The organism is Streptomyces sp. NPDC037288, from assembly GCF_055603265.1.
On sequence record NZ_JBVJVY010000217.1, the window covers coordinates 1 to 1,333 of the forward strand.

General features: G+C 65.8%; 1 protein-coding gene and 1 pseudogene. Both read left to right on the forward strand.

Translation table 11 applies throughout. From position 1 onward, the window contains the following. Positions 1 to 465: pseudogene (locus ACZ7GZ_RS43375) on the forward strand (alpha-1,4-glucan--maltose-1-phosphate maltosyltransferase); the annotation flags it as partial. Then, a partial coding sequence (locus tag ACZ7GZ_RS43380; protein WP_471033374.1) for an alpha-amylase family glycosyl hydrolase occupies positions 462 to 1,333 on the forward strand: 872 nt, incomplete at its 3' end. The pseudogene ACZ7GZ_RS43375 and the gene ACZ7GZ_RS43380, both read left to right, overlap by 4 nt.

A 1,333-nucleotide genomic window follows, 5' to 3' on the forward strand; every position in this document is an offset into this window, starting at 1 on the left:
CTCAGGGAGGGCAGCGAGGAATATCTGAACTCGGAGAAGTACCAGCTCAGGACGCGTGACTGGGAGGCCGCCGCACGCGAGGGCCGCACCATCGCGCCGCTGATCACCCGACTGAACACCATCCGCCGGCGGAGCCCGGCCCTGCGGCAGCTGCGCGATCTGCACTTCCACCACGTCGACAAGGACGCGGTGATCGCCTACTCGAAGCGGAGCGGATCGAACACGGTCATCGTGGTCGCCAACCTCGACCCGCAGCACACCCAGGAGGCCACGGTCTCGTTGGACATGCCGCAACTCGGCCTGGACTGGCACGAGTCCGTGCCGGTGCGCGACGAGCTCACCGGCGAGACCTACGACTGGGGCAGGGCCAACTATGTGCGCCTCGAACCGGGTCATAGGCCCGCGCATGTCTTCACCGTCCTGCGACCGTCCAACCCGCAGATCGGAGGGTCACCCACAATATGATCGTCAATGAGCCCGTTCCGGACACCTTCGAGGACACTCCCGCCAAGGACCGGGACCCGGAGTGGTTCAAGCGTGCCGTCTTCTACGAGGTCCTGGTCCGCTCCTTCCAGGACAGCAACGGCGACGGCGTCGGCGACCTGAAGGGCCTGACCGCCAAGCTCGACTATCTGCAGTGGCTGGGGGTCGACTGCCTGTGGCTGCCGCCGTTCTTCAAGTCGCCGCTCAGAGACGGCGGTTACGACGTCTCCGACTACACCGCGGTCCTGCCCGAGTTCGGTGACCTCGCCGACTTCGTGGAGTTCGTGGACGCCGCCCACCAGCGCGGCATGCGCGTCATCATCGACTTCGTCATGAACCACACCAGCGACCAGCACCCGTGGTTCCAGGAGTCGAGGCGGGATCCGGACGGCCCGTACGGGGACTACTACGTCTGGGCCGACGACGACAAGCAGTTCCAGGACGCCCGGGTCATCTTCGTCGACACCGAGGCCTCCAACTGGACGTACGACCCGGTACGCAAGCAGTACTACTGGCACCGCTTCTTCTCGCACCAGCCGGACCTCAACTACGAGAACCCGGCGGTGCAGGAGGAGATGATCTCCGCGCTGAAGTTCTGGCTGGATCTCGGCATCGACGGGTTCCGGCTGGACGCGGTGCCGTACCTGTACCAGCAGGAGGGCACCAACTGCGAGAACCTGCCGGCGACCCACGCGTTCCTCAGGCGGGTGCGCAAGGAGATCGACGCCCAGTACCCCGACAAGGTGCTCCTCGCCGAGGCCAACCAGTGGCCCGAGGACGTCGTCGACTACTTCGGCGACTACGCCTCCGGCGGCGACGAGTGCCACATGGCGTTCCACTTCCCGGTGAT